Genomic DNA, 16,439 nt, shown 5'->3' with positions numbered 1-16,439 from the left:
CGATCGCGCCGCACCTCCGATAAACTGGAACTTACGGGAAGCCGCATGCCAGCCGAAATCATCCTTCAGCAGACCCCGGACGACGCCGCGCTCCTCGCCAGGCTGGAGCATCTTGCCACCGTGCGTGCAACGCTCGCCGAACGCGAATCCGAGCTCGCCCAGATCCGCGCCCAGCTCAAGAGCTTCGAAGGCCGTTACCTTCGCCAGGTCGGCGTCCTCTACGCCGAGCTCGACGACATCGAAGCCCGCATCGCCGAGCGCGAAGTCGACCTCTACGACTCCGACTCGGCCCGCAGCCGTGCCCGGGAGAGCCGCCAGCGCGCGCAGGAGACCCACGACGCGGCCTACTCCTCCGCCTCGCAGGCCGAGGAGTTCGATCCGCCCCCCGGCCTCAAGACCCTCTTCCGCGACGTCGCCAAGCGGATCCACCCCGACTTCGCGCGCGACGACGCCGAACAGAAGCACTTCACCCTGCTGATGGCACGCGCCAACCAGGCCTACAGCCGCGGTGATATCGAGACCCTGCAGCGCCTGCTCGACGATCATCGCGAGATCAGCGCCTCTATCGCCGGCGAAGGCATCGCCGCCGAGCTTCTCCGCATCAGCCGGCAGATCCAGCACGCCCAGCGCGACATCGCCGCCCTCGATGCCGAGCGCGAAACGCTGCTCACCGGCGAGATCGCCCAGCTTCAGCTCGACGCCGAAGCCGCGGCTCGCGAACACCGCGACCTCCTCACCGAACTCGCCACCAGCCTCCGCGAGCAGATCGCCGACGCCCGTCACCGCTTCGAGTTCGTCGAGCGCCAGGTCAAGGCGCAAAGACGCCAGAGCGACGAGGAACGACAACGCGCCGATGGATGACAAAGCCAAAACCGGCCTGCAACACGTCCCTTCGAGTGCCGTACTTTCGCTGCACTCCACGCGCTCCGGCATCATCGCCCGCGGCCGACACGATGCAGCCAGCGCAGCCTCCAACCCGCACTACCGGCAGGCCATCGCCGATTACAACGCTGGCAGCTTCGCTGAGGCAGCCAACAGCTTTCGGCTTGCCGCCGAGCAGGGCCACGCCGAATCCCAATACATCCTCAGCACCATGTACGACTCCGGCCAGGGCCTCCCGCAGGATTCAACTCAGGCCGCCCTCTGGGAGCGCAAGGCAGCCGAGCAGGGCCACGCCTACGCACAGGCCAATCTCAGCTTTCGCTTCTACACCGCCAACGACTTCGCAGAGGCCTTTGCGTGGTGCCAGCGCGCCGCCCACAGCAATCTCGCCTGGGCGCAGTACAATCTCGGCCTCATGTATCGCAAGGGCGAAGGAGTCGAACAGAGCGACACCGACGCGGCCTACTGGTATCGACTGGCCGCCACCCAGGACTTTCCCGAAGCCCAGCAGAAGCTCGCGGACCTCTACTGCATAGGGTTGGGCGTTCCGCTCAATTACGCGCAGGCCGCCCAGTGGTATCGCAGGGCCGCCGATCAGGGCAACGCTGAAGCCCAGTTTCAGCTCGGCCAACTCTACGCCACCGGTCAGGGCGTCGAGCACGATTACACCCAGTCCCGCCACTGGATCCGTCAGGCCGCGCTTCAAGGCCACAAGCAGGCGCTCCGCGAACTCAAGCGCCGCGAATATCGCGATCCGTAGCACCTCGGCTTCGACCGCATCGACGCAAGGTACATTGAAGTTGCGGCCGGAATCTTCATCACGAAGACGAAAGCCGCTTTAGAGGCCGCGTCCCATGGCAAGCGGACTCGTCACCGCCCTTTGGCTGGCCGGTTCCAGGGCATTCGCGCCAGAGCCGACGCCATCATGCAGGTGTTACTGACGCCCGCGAAGACGAGACCGGCGCCGACCAGGCCCGTGGCTATAAGAAAGTATCGCGACTTCGTCACGCCCAGCGCCAGCGTCGCAACGACAAGCGAACCCGCTACTGTGCGGACCTGGCGTTCCATGGCCCAGGGTCGATGCGCCGCCTTTACCATGGGCTTGCCCTCCGCGGCCCAGCCGTCCATGCCACCAGGCATAACGGAAAGTGCTTCGAATCCTTTGGCCGCCAGCAGCTTCCGGGCCTGCTCCGCGCGGCGGCCGCTCTTGCAGACCAGCATGATCGGCGCCGATTTGTCCCAGGCCTCACTTGCCTGCTCAATCGTGCCGAGAGGCACCAGCTGCGCATCGTGGATGTGTCCATTGGCAAACTCGGGATACTCCCGCACGTCGATTAGGATCGCCATCATCTCTCTTCCTCCCCAATATTCACTATATCGCTATATGGTGATATTATCATTCATATGAATTCGGAGCTCATGTCCGACAAGATGATGGAACTTGTAGCCCGGCGTTTCCGCATGCTTGGAGAACCCTTCCGCCTGCGTCTGCTGCAGCAGCTGCAGGCAGGTGAGAAGACGGTCAACGAGCTGGTCTCCGCCCTGGACGGCAATCAACCCAACGTCTCCAAGCATCTCGCGCTGCTCCATGACGCTGGGCTGGTTGGCAGACGGCGGGACGGAACCTCGATGCTGTATTCGATCAGTGACCCCATGGTGTTCAAGTTGTGTGATCTGGTCTGCCGGAACGCGGCCCGTAGAAGCAGGCGCGAATTTGAAGAGTTGAGCGGTAATGGCAAACGGAAGGTCAAATCATGAAGATCGAGCGGTTTGAGACACCGGGCCTCGCACAGTATGCCTACATTGTTTCGTCCGACGGCGAGGCCGTCGTGATCGATCCCATGCGAGATACAGAGCGGTATACGCGGTATCTCGCGAACGAGGGTCTGGTCCTGATCGCCATCGTCGAAACCCACATCCATGCCGACTTCGCCTCCGGCGCCAGCGCGCTGGCAAAAGAGACCGGTGCCGAACTGGCGCTCAGCGGCTACGACGAAGGGCAGCAGTATCGCTACCAGATGCCACACCGCTCTCTGCGCAACGGCGACGCGATAAAGATTGGCAGCGTCCGCCTCGAGGCCATGCACACTCCGGGACATACACCGGAACACCTCTCTTTCCTTCTGTTCGATACCAAACGCAGCATGACGGAGCCACTCGCCCTCTTCTCCGGCGACTTCCTCTTCGTCGGTTCACTCGGCAGGCCCGACCTGCTGGGAGAGGAGGCCAAGCAGGGACTCGCCCATGAGCTGTTTCAAAGTCTCCATCGCCGCCTCGATCCCCTGCCGGATGGCGTGCAGATCTATCCCGGACATGGCGCCGGATCCCTCTGTGGTGCGGGCATGGACGACAAACCGGAATCGACGCTCGGATATGAGCGCAGGACCAATCCGCTGTTTCGGATGGATGAGGCAGGCTTCATCGCCGAAGTTCTCGGAACCGTGCCCCCCATGCCCAGCTACTACCCGCGCATGAAGGAGCTGAACTCCCGCGGTGCAGCCTCTATCGCCTCTCTCCCCCAACCGAAGAAGTTCTCCCCTGCCGAGCTGGAAGACATACGAAAGAGCTCCCGTTCGGTCCTGCTGGATCTTCGCCGTCCGCAAGCCTTTGGAGGGTCCCACGTACCCGGCTCCATCAACATCGGCGCCGGGCAAAACCTTTCGCTCTGGGCCGGGTGGCTCCTCAATCCCGAGAGTCAAATCGTCCTGATCGACAATACCGGTGAAGACCAGGAGTCCCAACAAGCCCTGATGCGGGTCGGGCTCGACCATGTGCTCGGCTCTCTCGCCGGTGGCATGCCGGCATGGATCGATGCCGGTCTCGACTTCGCTCCCCTCTATCAGATCTCTACGGCAGAGGTGGAGCGACGCAATCCCGGCGCCGCGGTTCTCGATGTGAGGAGCGATGGAGAATGGCGTTCCGGCCATATCGAGGGTGCGGTACACATCATGCTCGGAGATCTCCCTGCCCATCTCGACACCCTGCCACGGGAAAAAGAGATCATCACCGTCTGTGGAAGCGGCTATCGCTCCAGCATCGCCGCCAGCCTGCTGCTCAAAGCCGGATTTACCGCCGTCAAGAGCATGGACGGAGGCATGGGCGCCTGGAAGCAGCGTTCGCGCCCCGTCTCCATGACTCAGGACTCGTGAGCAGAGCCGTCCTGAGATCAGGCCTCCCGGCTCTGCGGCATCTCCAGCTCCACATCTCCCAGCTCAAGCTGCCGCCCGTCCTCACTCCGCACAGCCATCTCCGCCAAGGGCTCCGCGAATATCGCGACCAATAGGCAGCCCCAGCATCACGACCAGTCCTACCGACACGCACTCTGGGCTTTGGCTTTATCGATTCGCAAGCAGGTAGTTCCCTCCGCTCTTCGCCACCACACTGAAGTGCTGGTCCAGTAGAACCTTCATGTGCGGCATGTCCGTTCCATAGACAAGCGCGTACATCCGCTGCGGACTGAGCCACAAACCCTTGAGTTGCGCATCATCGATAAACACCTTCTTTGCTCCGGGAGCGTAGCTACCATATTCAAGATTCGCGCTTCTTCCATTCCAAAACAGGGCGGGACGGTTCGCGTAAAAAAACGTCGCCGAGAATGCATAGTATGCATCGCCTTCAATCAGCTCGCCCGGAGGAGCCTTCTCCAGAGCTTCTGCAAGCTGATACGAACTTAGATAAGGGTCGAAGGTGATCAGCGCCTGCCGTGCGGCCTGTAAAAAGATCAGCATCATTACCGCCAGGCCGGCCACAACTCTCCCCGTTCTCTGCGCGCGCATCAGAGACACTACCCCAATCAGCAACGCGCAGCCCGCCACAATCAGCGGCAACCGGAGATACGCGAAGGCCTGGAGGGTGAGATCGCTCATGTGTCCCAGCGAAAGCGTGTACAGATCAGGATTCTGGGTCAATGCGGCAGAGATGTCACCCGGCGTTGGTAACTTCGCTGTATACACGAGAAGAAACGCAATCGCGGCGAGACACAGCGCGAGCACAGAGCCTAGCGCCATGCGCGCCCATCTGGGATATCTCTCCCTCTCGGCAAGCTGGCTGCCAAGCAGCATCGCCAGCGCAGGATAGATCGGCAGCGAGTAATACTCCTGCGTCGTCGAGAGCGTGAAGAAGAACAGAATGAAAAGTACCCAGACGAGGCCCAGCAGACGAGTTCTTCCCGCGCGGTCATTTGTCCGATAGCTCTGTCGAAAGGCAAGCGGAAGCGTCAGACTCCAAGGAAACAGCCACACAAAATGCAGCAGCCAGAACCACAGCCGCGGGACCGTGTTGTAGTCGCGCGGGTAGCGCATGTTGAGAAAGCGGAAGAGGTGCTCGTTGAGAAAGTAGAACCAGAAGAAGCCGTGATACTCGCCCGGGCTCGAATGCATGGTCCAGTCAAAGTACGGTGGATTCCGCAGCGTCGCCAGAATATGCCAGGGCGCAGCGATAACAAGCACGATGGCAAGACCAGCGAACGGGCGCAGGCGGCGCACAATCTCCCACAACGACATCGGCCTTGCTATAGCAAGATAGATCCCCCCGATAAATACCGGAAACACCGCAGCCACCAGCCCTTTAAGCAAGAGGCCACAGCCCAGGCTGACGTACAGCACTAGTAGCCAGCGTCCCGGCCTCGGCTCCTCCGCATCCAGCAGGCGCAGCATCGACCACAGCGCCAGCGTGATCGTCAGGGTCAGGGCAGCATCGGGAATGAGGATGCGTGTGAAGAGAAAAATTCCGACACAGGTCGCGAGAATCACCCCGGAATAGATCCCTGCACAGCGTCCGAAGGCCCACAGTGCGAACCGCGCCGTGACCCAGCAAAGAGCAATGTTGATCAGGGCTAGCGGAAGCCGCGCCGACCAGTCGTGCACGCCGAAGATCTTATAGGACCCCGCCATGATCCAATAGATCAGCGGAGATTTCTCAAGATAAGCTATCCCGTTGAGCCGGGCCGTGACCCAGTCGCCGCTCGCCAGCATATTACGCGCAATCTGCGCCTGTACCGCATCCACATCGTCCATCAGGTGCGGCGGGCTGAAGACCAGCGGAAGAAACGCACAGCAGGCGACCAGAAGAACGATCGTATCTACGCGGAGGCGACGGAAAAGTCGGTTAAAGCAGCCTCCGGGGCCTGGAGGTCCTGGTTGCACTGGATCCCCCACTGTCTGATCCATAAAAACAACATCAACATGCCCCATAAGTGATACCCGTAATTTGCCTTTCTTTCCATGTGCAGCTTTATCAGTGGCTCAAGATATAGCCAGGAGATGATGCCGCTCTCTTCAACCGTCTTCTGATTGAGGGTATCCAGCAGCAGCGGCTTCAGGTGACCCCGCAGCCAGTCATGCACCGGAATATCGAGTCCCTGTTTCTTCTTTGCCAGGATGCTCTGGGGCAGCTTGTCTCTCATCAAATTGCGCAGCAGAAGCTTCAGGTTGCGGCCGCGGATGCAGTAGTCCGCCGGCAGCGTCGCAGCAAACTCCACAATACGGTGATCCAGAAACGCTGGCCGTACCTCCAGTGAATGCGCCATGCTCATGCGATCCACCTTCACCAGCAGGTTATCGGGAAGATAGTACGCCTGATCGAACGCCATAAACCGACGCACATCTCCCGTGGCCGGAATCGTCGCTAACAATTTCAGCAGGTGCGTACCGTCGTAGGACATCATCAGATCTTTTCGCTGAAGCTGCGAAAAGGTTCCGTTCCAGAAGACATGCGAGCTACGCTCATCCAGCAGGGTTCCCTGTAAAAAGCGCTGGAGCTTGTAGTCCAGACCGATCTTCTTGTTCGAGGCCGGAAGCCTATTTGCAGAGTTCAACGAAATCCGGCGGACACCGCCAGGGATCCATCGCGCACGTCGTGCATACTTGTCGGCCAGATAGGTGATATAGCCGCCAAACAGCTCATCGGCTCCCTCGCCGCTCAGCGCAACGGTAGCGTGCTTGGCGGACATCTTGGAAAGGTGCCACACGGGAACGGCTCCCGCATCGGCATTTGGCTCATCTGCGTAGTAGGCCAACTCAACAATCGAGGCGGGTGTGACTGTCTCCGGTCCTAGATCAAGTTCGTAGTGTTCGGTACTATACCTCGCTGCCATCTCCCGCAGTTGAGGGGCCTCATTGAACTCCCGGCCATTGAAGGTGATCGAGAAGGTCTTCAGCGGGGTAGAAGATTGCTGGCTCGCATAATGAAGCACGGTCGACGAGTCCATGCCTCCGCTTAGCCAGATTCCGACAGGAACATCCGCCGCCAGATGGTCCTTCATGGATTGCGTAAGCAGATAGTCGAGCTTCGCCGTCGAATCCGCCAGGCTGGTATGTGCGCTCAGATCGGCCCGATCGATCTTCCAATAGCTGTGCTGCGAGATTTTCCCGTCGTTCCAGGTTAGAAAAGAACCCGGCATCAGCTTCTGGATTCCAGCCGCTAGCGTCCTCGCCCCTGGAACATAGTTCACGCCAAGGTAGGCATCCAGCGCGTTCAGATCGATGTGGCGCGGCACCTCAGGATGGCAAAAGATCGCCTTCATCTCCGACCCGAAGTAAATGTCGCGACCCACGAAAGCGTAATAAAGCGGTTTGATGCCCATGCGGTCACGCGCCAGCACGAGACGTCGGCGCGACTCCCGCCAGGCTGCGAAGGCAAACATCCCTCGCAGCTTCTCGATGCATGCCGTGTCCCACTGCATAAATGCGCGCAGAACGACCTCTGTATCGCAGGAGGTCCGGAAACGATGACCAAGCGCAATCAGTTCGGTGCGCAACTCGGCATGGTTATAGATCTCGCCGTTGAAGACGAGGGCATAGTCATTGTCCTCCGAACTCAGAGGCTGACCACCGGAAGCCGTGTCGATTACTCGAAGCCGTGTAGCGCCAAGCGAGACGGCAGAACTTTGCCAGGCACCCTGATCGTCAGGGCCACGGTGAAGGATGGAAGCAACTGCCTGGTAGATCTTCTCGGGCAGAAAAGGATGGGACACATGGGTATAACCAGCAATTCCACACATCTCGGAAAAAGAGGGGCCTTTATTTTTTTTTGCCAATATACCCGAAACTTTTTGAAATAGATCGCATTTAAAATTAGTTGCGACTTTGTAAGTCAATTTCGCATGAACGCGATCCTCGTCTCGCCTGCTTCTTTCCTAACGACCTTGTTGCGACGGGGACCGAGACTCGACAGAACACTTGATTTTCACGCACGCATTTCGGCCTCTCAACAACCTCGATACTTGAAGCACCCTAAAGATCAGTCTGAAAATCGTTTGTTCTGTTATTTGGGGAAATTCTGCACTCCGGATGGGGACACGGACGCGAAAGTGTGTCATGGGAGCGGTCGTAGCATTCGCTCGATCACCGTTTTGCTCCGGAAGAAGGCGCGACCGGCAGCAACGGCTCTGTCACGCCAAAATCCATGTAAGCCACCTCGATTTAGGAGCTTAGCTATGCCGTTTAGTTTCCCCAATTCGCTAGAATTAAGTAGAGAAGAGAAAAAGCCCCAGCAAAGCAGCTGGGGCCTTTTCGCGAACCCCGGCAGATCGAGGTCCAGAACTAAGTCACGCGTTATCAAGATTTTGACCCAATAATGGGGAGGGCTAGACCAGCGTCGCGTCCAGCGTGATCTCCGCCGCCTTCAGAACCTTCGAAACCGGGCAGCCGACCTCGGCGTTGTGCGCCAGCTCATCGAACTTCGCCTTGTCGATGTTCGGGATCTTCGATGTGTTGGTCAGGTGAATCTTCGTGATCGTCGGCCCCTCGCCATGCAGGTCCAGAGTGACAACAGCCTTGGTCTCGATGGACTCCGGATTAAAGCCCGCCTCCGTGAGCTGTGCGCTCAGGGCCATGGTGAAGCACCCGGCGTGCGCGGCGGCAATCAGCTCCTCGGGGTTGGTACCCACGCCTTCGGCGAAGCGGGCTGCAAAGCTGTACTGGGTGTCCTTGAGCGTGCCGCTCTGGGTGGAGATGGTGCCTTTGCCCTCTTTGAGGGTGCCGTGCCAGATAGCGCTTGCGCTGCGATCCATGGAAGTCTCTCCTTTTCGTTCTCGAAGTTCTCTATCGACGGTACATGATTCGATGCTCCCCTGCGGGAGCCAGGCAGTTGAAAATTCTGCAAACTGCGCTAGAGTGTCGAGATGTCCCACCTCGAATCAGCTGTCGAAGAACGCGCAGAAAAGAGCCAGGCTGACGAGCTCTGCTCGCTGCCCGCGGAACATCATCAGGTCTACTGTCCCACCTGCTCCTCGCGTCTCCAGGACAGCCGCTGCAAGCTCGTCTGCCGCACTTGTGGATACTTTCTGAGCTGCGCCGATTTTTATTGAGTTCTTCTCGAACTCGAGCGCCTTCCGATACTTCGCCTCGCCCTCTGCGATCATCTTAGACAACAGTGCTCTCTCCCGAGAGACGTCTTCCAGGATGGAACAGCAGATCGCAGCACCCGAATCCGAACGGCCCGTGCCGGAAAAACGAAGCAGCCGCTTCTCCCACGCCTGGCGCGCGCTGCGGCACCGTAACTTCCGGCTCTACTTCACCGGCCAGAGCATCTCGCTGATCGGAACCTGGATCACCCGCATCGCCACCAGCTGGCTGGTGTATCGCCTGACCGGCTCTGCCTTTCTGCTCGGCACGGTCAGCTTCGCGGGACAGATTCCGACCTTCCTGCTGGCTCCCTTCGCTGGCGTCATCGTCGAGCGGATGGATCGCCGCAAGCTGCTGGTCTGGACCCAGGTGCTTGCCGGAATCCAGTCGCTTCTGCTGGCTGCGCTCACCCTGGCGAAGATCGTCACCATCCACGAGATCCTCGCGCTCAGCGTCTTTCAGGGCCTCATCAACGCCTTCGACATGCCCGGCCGCCAATCCTTCCTCATCCAGATGGTCACCCCGCGCGAGGGAAAGCCGGACAGGACCGATCTCGGCAATGCCATCGCGCTCAACTCTTCGATCGTCAATCTGGCTCGCCTCATCGGCCCGGCGATCGCGGGTCTCATTATCGCCGCCGTCGGCGAAGGCTGGTGCTTCCTGATCGACGGCGCAAGCTACATCGCCGTCGTCGCCTCCCTGCTGATGATGCAGGTGACGCAGACCACGGCTCAGAAACCAACGCTCTCCATGGTCGAGCAGCTGCGCGAGGGCTGGTCCTATGTGACGGGCTTTCAACCCATTCGGACCATCCTGTCCCTGTTCGCCCTCATCAGCCTGATGGGAATGCCCTTTATGGTGCTGATGCCGATCTTTGCCGCAAACGTTCTGCACGGCGGCCCGCACACACTCGGGTTCCTCACGGGAGCTTCAGGGGTCGGCGCGCTCGTCTCGGCGATCTCGCTGGCGGTTCGCAAGTCCGTTCGCGGGCTGACGACGATGATCCAGCTCTCCGCATTCTGTTTCGGCGCGGGACTTATTCTCTTCGGCCTCTCTCACCATCTCGCGGTCTCGCTGGTCCTGATGCTGGTGACAGGCTTTGGAATGATGCAGGGTCTCGCTGCCAGCAACACGATCATCCAGACTCTTGTGCCCGAGGACAAGCGCGGACGCGTTATGAGCTATTACACGATGGCCTTCGTCGGAATGGCTCCCTTCGGCAGCCTGTTGGCCGGAGCGCTGGCGCACCGCTTCGGCGCTCCTCACACGGTCATCTTCACCGGCTCCGTGTGTGTTCTGGGAGGAGTCTGGTTCAGTACGCAGCTTCGCTCAATTCGCCGGATCATGCGGCCCATCTACGTCGAGATGGGAATCATTCCTGGCGAGGAGCAGACCGCACAGGCAACGGAGCACACCCTCTCCGGCAGCTAGCTCCATCTCAGCTCTGTTATCGTCATTGGCGATGGGAAACAAGGACCTTCTGCTGAATATCGCGCGCCGCTGGCGCAGAACCCCCGCGCTGCTTTTGCTCCTCTCCACCTTCGCCTTCGGCCAGGCGCACGATGCTGTGGACTGGGTGAATCCTTACATCGGCACCGGCTCGGGCAAGATCGGCTACGGCGGCACCATGCCCTTTGTGACGCCACCGTTCGGCATGACGAACTGGACCGCCCAGACGAGACAGAATCGGCTGAGCGTGGTCTCGTACAAGTACGAAGACAATGTCATCCAGGGCTTCATGGGAACCCACCAGCCGGCGATCTGGATGGGCGACTACGGCTACGTGACGGTAGTGCCGCAGATCGGTGAACTGCAGACGGCGCCTGAGGCTCGGCAGATGCACTTCAGCCACACAGATGAGATCACGCGGCCCGACTACTACTCTGTGTGGATGACTGCGAAGGACGGGAGTCGCGTGCGGGCGGAGATGACGGCGACCGAACGCTGCGCGTACATGCGTTTCACCTTTCCAAAAGGCTCAAAGGGCCGGGTGCTGATCGAAGCATCTAGGCCCGGAGTCGCAGGAGGAGCAGACATCGACGCTGCGAAGCACGAGATCACGGGCTACAACCCGGACCGTACCGATCGCGGGCTTGGTCCGTTCGCGCTGCCCAACTTCAACGGCTACTTCGCAGCCGAGTTCCGCAGGTCATGGACGAACGCAAAAACCTATGGGGCCGGCAGCGCAGGCTCACACGGCGCGTACGCTGAGTTCGGCGAGGGCGAGGTTGTCGAGGTCCGCATAGGGACCTCGTTTCTCAGCGTCGACCAGGCGCGCGAGAATCTGCACAAAGAGATCCCCGAATGGAACTTCGAGGGTGTGCAGAAGAAGCTGCGTGCCAAGTGGAACGACAAGCTGAGCCGCGTAAGCGTGGAGGGTGCGAGTGACGATCAGAAAAAGATCGTCTACACGGGGATCTACCATGCACTGCTCTATCCTCGTATCTTTTCGGAGTATGGCCGTTACTACAGCGCCTTCGACGACAAGGTACATCAGGGCGAATCGTACACGGCTTACTCCATCTGGGACACCTTCCGCGCCGAGAACAGCATGATCACGCTTCTCGCTCCGGAACGCGTGCCAGGCATGATTACCGCTCTGCTGCAGAACTACAAAGAGGGCGGATGGATGCCGAAGTGGCCGAACCCTTCGTATACAAACATCATGATCGCAACGCATGCTGATTCTCTGATCGCAGAGGCGGTGGCGAAGGGGATCACCGGCTTCGACAAAAAGACGGCGTGGGATGCAGTGTACAAGGATGCGATGACTCCTCCTGACGGAGATACCACGCGCCGCTGGCTCGATCGCGAGCCACATACACCCTATGAAGGCAGGGGGGGACTGACGTACTACAAGCAGCTCGGCTACATCCCGACCGATAAGACCGATGAGGCGGCATCGCGCACCATCGAAGACAGCTACGACGACTGGTGCGTCGCGCAGATCGCCAAGGCGCTGGGCAGGCAGAAGGACTACGAGTTTTTCCTCAAGCGCTCCCTCAACTATCAACATCTCTACAATCCGGCGCTCAGCCTGATGAACGGCCGCACGTCGGATGGCAAATGGGCGCCGATCGGAGGCACACGCGATAACCCAGGCAATCGCTCTGTCTCCGGATGGACCGAAGGCGACGCGTGGGTCTACACATGGGGCGCGTTCCACGATCTGCCCGGGATGGTCGATCTGATGGGCGGCGCGGACAAGTACAACGCCAAGCTTGATCAGCACTTTACAGGCAAGCACAACATCCACAGCAATGAGCCCAGCCATCACTACGGCTACCTGTACGACTACTCCGGAGAGCCGTGGAAGACGCAGGCAAAGGTGCGTGAGATCGCCAACGCAGAGTATGCCAATCAGCCTTCGGGCATCGACGGCGATGATGACTGCGGACAGATGTCGTCCTGGTACTTGTTTACAGCGATGGGATTCTATCCTGTGAATCCCGCCAGCGGAGAGTACATGATCGGAAGCCCGATGTTCTCAAAGTTTGCTCTGCGCGTTGCTAACGGAAAGACCTTCACGATGAGGGCCAAAAACAATAGCGCAGCTAACGTATACATTCAGTCTGCGAGTCTGAACGGCAAACCGCTCAACCGCCCCGTCGTGCGCTACAGCGACATCATGCAAGGATCAAACCTGGAGTTTGTGATGGGACCCAAGCCCTCGAAGTGGGCGAGCGAGTGGAGAGGCACACCGGTCGGTCATTGAGGCCGAAAGATTTGTTGAACGTTTCCGGACGAGGTTGACTACAATTTCGGCGAGTTTGATGGGCCAGGTTTTCAATCCAGGAGGCGAGGCTTTCTGTATGAACAACGTGCATCATTATCCGCTGGCAATTATCGTGGCGACCCTCTCTTATTTCGGTCTGGGCGCGGTATGGTTCACGATGTTTCGCAACGCGTGGCTGGAAGGAATTGGCCGCACGATGGAGCAGTTGCAGATGAGCGGTGTGAGTCCGGCGCTAGCATATGGAATCGCCCTCATCATGACGTTAGCGCTGGCGATATTTCTCTCGTGGCTGATCCAGGTGACCGGTGTGCCGACAGCCGCACGCGGAGTTCAGATCGCAGTCATTTTATGGTTCTGCGTGGTCTTTACAACGTTCGCTACTGAGTATGCGTTCGAAGGCCGCGGGGTGAAGATTCTCGCGATCATCTCAGGCTACTGCCTCACAGGCATGGTGCTGATGGGAGCCGTCCTGGGTGGCTGGACCAGACAGCGGGATCTACGCGATTCGCGATAAGGAACGGCAATGCCGAATTCAAACTACTTCTCTGAAGCTCTGCGCGCTGCCTCGAACTCATCGCCATGTAACCACTCAATCGGCTTGGGCGCTGTGATGGCTTCCCATCCCACCTCGAGACCAAAGCGAACAAGTTTGGCGTTGCCCTGGAAGTTCCAGTCCGGCCGATAGTTGTCAGAGAAGTTGTGGTAGTCGTGGTCGACGAAGTCTTTGCTCTTCGCCGCTCCCCAGGCCTCGTCGTGGCCTTCAAACAGGTCGCCCTGATCGACGGAGAAGGCGGGAATTCCTACGCGCGAGAGGCTGAAGTGGTCGGAGCGGTAATAACCTCCTGCCTCCGGGTGCGCATCGGGAACGATGGAGAGATCGAATCGCCGCGCGGTGGCCTCGACCGTAGAGTTGAAGGTGGTTCGCTGCACTCCATTGAGGTTCACCTCACGGGGAACGCCGATCGGGAGGATCATGTCGTAGTTGATGTCGAGGGCAATCTGCGATGGCGGGACGGGCGGATGTTGTCCAAGGTACTCGGACCCAAGCAGGCCCTGCTCTTCCGCGGCGACGGAGGCGAAGATGACGGAGTGTGGCGGCTTTATGCCCGACTGCGTCCATGCGCGGGCCATCTCCAGCAACATGCCGCAGCCGGTGGCGTTGTCCGCTGCACCGTTATAGATGTTGTCGCCTGCCATGCCCGGTACAAAGCCGAGATGATCGTAATGGGCGGTATACATGACGGCTTGGTCGGGCTTATGTTCCGCTACATTCAGGCCGGGCAGTATGCCGATGACGTTTGGTGACTGGAAGCTGCGAACTGCGCTTTCGATGTGGGCTTCGAGCCTCACGGGAAGCTCCCGGGCCTTGAAGCCGCGCTTGCCTGCGGCTGCCATCTCGGTGTCGAGATCAAGATTGGCGGCTTTGAAGAGAGTGCGTGCGACATCGAGTTGGATCCAGCTTGCGGCTGCGAGCTGCGGATCCTTATTGTCGCGAAGGTAAGTCTTCTCGCTGGTGTTGGAGTTCTTCACGACATCCCAGCCGTAGCTGGCGAGGTCTGTACGGTGAATGATGAGCGCGCCCACGGCTCCGTGCCGCGCGGCTTCCTCGAACTTATAGGTCCATCGACCGTAATAGGTGAGGGCTTTGCCGCCAAAGAACTTTGGATCTTCCGACGGAGGGTCGCCCACGATGCAGAGGATCACCTTCCCCTTCACATCCACGCCAGCGTAGTCGTCCCAGCCGAACTCGGGAGCAACGACACCGTATCCGACAAAGACAATAGGAGCATTGACGTCGACGGACGGCGTCAGGGTGCGGTTGCTGACGGTGTAGTCGTCACCATACTTCAGATCGTAGGAGTGGAGATCAATGGCGACCTCACCCTTTGGTCGCTCAGGGACCAGCGAGACGTGGGTTTTATCGGGTATGACCTTTGTGCCGACAAAGTTCACCTGCTGCAGATAGGTTCCGTTGTCGCCTCCGGGCTTCAGCCCGTAAGCCTCAAACTGCGCGGCGATGTACTTGGCGGCGATCTCGCCACCGCGTGTCCCCGGACCGCGACCCTCAAGCAGATCGTCGGAGAGGAACTGCACGTGAGCGCGGATTCTTTCGTCGTCGACGCTGGCCTCGGCCGATTTGACTGCCGGAGGAACTGTCTGGGCGAGGGCAGAAGAGGCGAGGACGAAGAGGCTAAGGGCCGTAATGGAAGACAATCTCACTCGCGAGCTCCTGCTGGATAGGGCGATGTCGTAATTTTAGACGCAGGACGCGAGGCGCCTGCTCTCTTGGGAGTCGGCGAGGACGCGGCCTCGGTTTCAGGTTCGGGGTCAGGCAAAACGATCGGTCGAATCTCCATGACATCGAGCCGCTGCAGAATCTTGCGGGCCAGTCCAGTGAGCGGAAGGGAAGGAAGCCGGCTGGTCCGGATCCAATGCAAATCGCCTTTGGCCGCGGGGACGGCGCGGCGCAGGGCGCGATCCAGTGAGCCCCGAGGAGCGAAGACCTGCACGTAGTAGTTGGTATTCGTGATGGAGTGGCGCACGCGCAGCAAGGGTTCGCGGCCCTCGACGGCATCGAGAGGCAATGGGGGCAGCTCGTACATGCCGGCCATCAGGCTTACGTCCGTAGCGCGCCGCTCCAGCAGAACCTGGGTCACCGGACCGCGCTTTCGCAATGAAAGCAGGTGGGCCGCCGGTCGGCTGCGTTGAGCGGCCCGCAACGGTGTGACGTGCTCTCCCCGCGTCTTGCACATGGAGAAGACGGGGCAGTTGAGACAGAGAGGCGCGCGGGGAAGACAGATCGTCGCACCGAGCTCCATCATGGCCTGATTGTGATCACCGGCAGCATTGGACGTCTTATCCACCCGGCGGCGGGGAACCAGCGCGGCAGCCTGTCGCTGCAGATAGGTTCGACTGATCGAGGTTCCGTCTTCAGGACGACCCAGCAAGCGCAGAAGCACGCGCTCGACGTTTCCATCGAGTACGGGAACGCTCTCCCCGAAGGCAATGCTGGCGATGGCGCCGCAGGTATATTCGCCGATTCCGGGCAGGGTGCGAAGCTCAGCCGCTGTACTGGGAAGCACACCGCCGCGTTCTTCGGTGATGAACTTGGCGGCTCTGTGGAGCATCCGCGCGCGGCGGTAGTATCCCAGTCCGGACCACGCGGCGAGCACCTCATCTTCGCTGGCAAGTGCAAGAGCCAGGATCGTGGGAAATCGACGGAGGAAGGCGTTGTAGTGTTCGATGACCGCTGCGACGCGCGTCTGCTGCAGCATGACCTCGGAGACCCAGGTGCGGTAGGGATCGCTTACGCCGCGCCAGGGAAGCTCACGAGCGTGCATTCGATACCAGCTCATCAGCCGCCGACGAAACAGAGTGGGATCGAGTTCGGTGTAGGGCGCGTCCGCGACAGCCTCAGGCTCGCCAGTCACGGCGGGGCGCTTCTGAGCTTGCATGCGGGGACAGTCTATCGTCTC

Annotated in this window: 14 protein-coding genes; 7 read left to right on the top strand and 7 right to left on the bottom strand. The window is 59.8% G+C overall.

Features of this window, described 5'->3' with window-relative positions; translation table 11 throughout:
* The first annotated feature begins 45 nt into the window (after positions 1–45).
* Together JAO29_RS13030 and JAO29_RS13025 are read left to right on the top strand one after the other, a co-directional pair.
* On the top strand, positions 46–861 hold the full coding sequence (locus JAO29_RS13030) for a hypothetical protein (RefSeq protein ID WP_334268662.1): 816 nt from the start codon (positions 46–48) through the stop codon (positions 859–861).
* Positions 854–1,642 carry a tetratricopeptide repeat protein gene (locus tag JAO29_RS13025; protein ID WP_334268661.1) on the top strand — a complete coding sequence of 263 codons (789 nt, stop codon included), beginning with the start codon at positions 854–856 and terminating at the stop codon, positions 1,640–1,642. Before JAO29_RS13030 ends, JAO29_RS13025 begins: the two co-directional genes overlap by 8 nt.
* A 110-nt stretch (positions 1,643–1,752) precedes the next feature.
* On the opposite strand, the gene JAO29_RS13020 is transcribed toward JAO29_RS13025, so the two are convergent.
* Positions 1,753–2,232, bottom strand: coding sequence for a rhodanese-like domain-containing protein (locus JAO29_RS13020; protein WP_334268660.1), 480 nt, complete (start codon positions 2,230–2,232; stop codon positions 1,753–1,755).
* Positions 2,233–2,301: 69 nt separating this feature from the next.
* Between JAO29_RS13020 and JAO29_RS13015 the strand changes: the two genes are divergently transcribed.
* Together JAO29_RS13015 and JAO29_RS13010 are read left to right on the top strand one after the other, a co-directional pair.
* Complete coding sequence (locus JAO29_RS13015) at positions 2,302–2,640, top strand: ArsR/SmtB family transcription factor (RefSeq protein ID WP_334268659.1); 339 nt, start codon at positions 2,302–2,304, stop codon at positions 2,638–2,640.
* The gene (locus JAO29_RS13010) at positions 2,637–4,031 is read left to right on the top strand and encodes an MBL fold metallo-hydrolase (protein WP_334268658.1); all 1,395 of its coding nucleotides are present in this window, start codon (positions 2,637–2,639) and stop codon (positions 4,029–4,031) included. The genes JAO29_RS13015 and JAO29_RS13010 overlap by 4 nt, the downstream gene beginning before the upstream one ends.
* Before the next feature lie 186 nt (positions 4,032–4,217).
* Here the strand turns inward: JAO29_RS13010 and JAO29_RS13005 are convergent, their stop codons facing one another.
* From JAO29_RS13005 to JAO29_RS12990, 4 genes are all read right to left on the bottom strand, one after another.
* The gene (locus JAO29_RS13005) at positions 4,218–6,026 is read right to left on the bottom strand and encodes an ArnT family glycosyltransferase (protein WP_334268657.1); all 1,809 of its coding nucleotides are present in this window, start codon (positions 6,024–6,026) and stop codon (positions 4,218–4,220) included.
* The gene (gene asnB / locus JAO29_RS13000) at positions 5,963–7,882 is read right to left on the bottom strand and encodes an asparagine synthase (glutamine-hydrolyzing) (RefSeq protein ID WP_334268725.1); all 1,920 of its coding nucleotides are present in this window, start codon (positions 7,880–7,882) and stop codon (positions 5,963–5,965) included. The genes JAO29_RS13005 and asnB overlap by 64 nt, the downstream gene beginning before the upstream one ends.
* Positions 7,883–8,467: 585 nt before the next feature.
* Positions 8,468–8,893 (bottom strand): OsmC family protein, encoded by a 426-nt coding sequence (locus JAO29_RS12995; protein ID WP_334268656.1) that lies wholly within the window; start codon positions 8,891–8,893, stop codon positions 8,468–8,470.
* Between the two features lie 126 nt (positions 8,894–9,019).
* A complete protein-coding gene (locus JAO29_RS12990) occupies positions 9,020–9,253 on the bottom strand; it encodes a hypothetical protein (protein ID WP_334268655.1) in 234 nt (77 codons plus the stop codon).
* A 31-nt stretch (positions 9,254–9,284) separates the two neighbouring features.
* Here JAO29_RS12990 and JAO29_RS12985 point away from each other — a divergent pair, with 31 nt between their 5' ends.
* The 3 genes from JAO29_RS12985 (at position 9,285) to JAO29_RS12975 (ending at position 13,477) form a co-directional block, all read left to right on the top strand.
* Positions 9,285–10,658 (top strand): MFS transporter, encoded by a 1,374-nt coding sequence (locus JAO29_RS12985; protein WP_334268654.1) that lies wholly within the window; start codon positions 9,285–9,287, stop codon positions 10,656–10,658.
* 31 nt (positions 10,659–10,689) lie between these two features.
* The gene (locus tag JAO29_RS12980) at positions 10,690–12,942 is read left to right on the top strand and encodes a GH92 family glycosyl hydrolase (RefSeq protein ID WP_334268653.1); all 2,253 of its coding nucleotides are present in this window, start codon (positions 10,690–10,692) and stop codon (positions 12,940–12,942) included.
* 97 nt (positions 12,943–13,039) lie between these two features.
* Positions 13,040–13,477, top strand: coding sequence for a DUF1761 domain-containing protein (locus JAO29_RS12975; RefSeq protein WP_334268652.1), 438 nt, complete (start codon positions 13,040–13,042; stop codon positions 13,475–13,477).
* A 23-nt stretch (positions 13,478–13,500) separates the two neighbouring features.
* On the opposite strand, the gene JAO29_RS12970 is transcribed toward JAO29_RS12975, so the two are convergent.
* Both JAO29_RS12970 and JAO29_RS12965 read right to left on the bottom strand, forming a co-directional pair.
* On the bottom strand, positions 13,501–15,183 hold the full coding sequence (locus JAO29_RS12970) for a M28 family peptidase (protein WP_334268651.1): 1,683 nt from the start codon (positions 15,181–15,183) through the stop codon (positions 13,501–13,503).
* Positions 15,180–16,418 carry an A/G-specific adenine glycosylase gene (locus JAO29_RS12965; protein WP_334268650.1) on the bottom strand — a complete coding sequence of 413 codons (1,239 nt, stop codon included), beginning with the start codon at positions 16,416–16,418 and terminating at the stop codon, positions 15,180–15,182. The genes JAO29_RS12970 and JAO29_RS12965 overlap by 4 nt, the downstream gene beginning before the upstream one ends.
* Positions 16,419–16,439 lie beyond the last annotated feature (21 nt).

Origin of the sequence: Edaphobacter sp. HDX4, from assembly GCF_036877565.1 — a bacterium.
Lineage (GTDB): Bacteria > Acidobacteriota > Terriglobia > Terriglobales > Acidobacteriaceae > Edaphobacter.
This window is presented reverse-complemented; position numbering and strand designations above follow the sequence as displayed.

Coding starts and splice junctions, on each gene's coding strand:
- JAO29_RS13030 (WP_334268662.1), top strand. CDS start 46: ATGCCAGCCGAAATCATCCTTCAGCAGACCCCGGACGACGCCGCGCTC.
- JAO29_RS13025 (WP_334268661.1), top strand. CDS start 854: ATGGATGACAAAGCCAAAACCGGCCTGCAACACGTCCCTTCGAGTGCC.
- JAO29_RS13020 (WP_334268660.1), bottom strand. CDS start 2,232: ATGATGGCGATCCTAATCGACGTGCGGGAGTATCCCGAGTTTGCCAAT.
- JAO29_RS13015 (WP_334268659.1), top strand. CDS start 2,302: ATGTCCGACAAGATGATGGAACTTGTAGCCCGGCGTTTCCGCATGCTT.
- JAO29_RS13010 (WP_334268658.1), top strand. CDS start 2,637: ATGAAGATCGAGCGGTTTGAGACACCGGGCCTCGCACAGTATGCCTAC.
- asnB (WP_334268725.1), bottom strand. CDS start 7,882: ATGTGTGGAATTGCTGGTTATACCCATGTGTCCCATCCTTTTCTGCCC.
- JAO29_RS12995 (WP_334268656.1), bottom strand. CDS start 8,893: ATGGATCGCAGCGCAAGCGCTATCTGGCACGGCACCCTCAAAGAGGGC.
- JAO29_RS12985 (WP_334268654.1), top strand. CDS start 9,285: ATGGAACAGCAGATCGCAGCACCCGAATCCGAACGGCCCGTGCCGGAA.
- JAO29_RS12980 (WP_334268653.1), top strand. CDS start 10,690: ATGGGAAACAAGGACCTTCTGCTGAATATCGCGCGCCGCTGGCGCAGA.
- JAO29_RS12975 (WP_334268652.1), top strand. CDS start 13,040: ATGAACAACGTGCATCATTATCCGCTGGCAATTATCGTGGCGACCCTC.
- JAO29_RS12965 (WP_334268650.1), bottom strand. CDS start 16,418: ATGCAAGCTCAGAAGCGCCCCGCCGTGACTGGCGAGCCTGAGGCTGTC.